The 543-nt window shown below is 42.9% G+C and carries 1 protein-coding gene; it reads right to left on the bottom strand.

The genetic code is table 11. The features are described from left to right. Nucleotides 1-543: hypothetical protein (locus ACTHTY_RS11510; RefSeq protein ID WP_440367750.1), on the bottom strand; the 543-nt coding region annotated here is incomplete at both ends.

Below are 543 nucleotides of genomic sequence, written 5' to 3'. Positions count from 1 at the left end.
AGCAAACCCAGCCCCGAACACACCTCAACAACCGAAACACCCCCAAAACGAAAAACCACCAAAAAGCCAAAAAACAAAAACACCAAAAACACAACCACACCCAACAACAAAAACACAAACAACCCAAACACCAAAACAACAACCACCAAAAACACAACAAAAACACACAAAAAAACAACCACCACCAAACACAAAAACCACAACCCAAAAACCACCACCCCAAAAAAGAACACAACCACAAACAACAAAAACCCAAACACCACAAACAAAACCCACAACACACCAAAAAACCCCCCACACCCAACAACAAACACAACACACACCACCAAACACACAACAAAACCCCCACCAACCCCCAAAAAAAACAACCACACACACAAACCAACCAACCAAAACCCACCCACACCAACCAAAAAAACACCCAAAACCACAACACCCACCACCCAAAACAACAACAACACCACAACAAAAAACCCAAAACAAACCAACACACCACACACCCCAAAACCCAAAACCAACACCACAAACACCAACAACAACAAA

The sequence above is a fragment of the Neisseria sp. P0019.S002 genome, from assembly GCF_051957155.1.
Taxonomy (GTDB): Bacteria; Pseudomonadota; Gammaproteobacteria; order Burkholderiales; family Neisseriaceae; genus Neisseria; species Neisseria perflava.
Note: the sequence above shows the minus strand (reverse complement) of the source record. Positions and strands in the feature narration are given on the sequence as shown.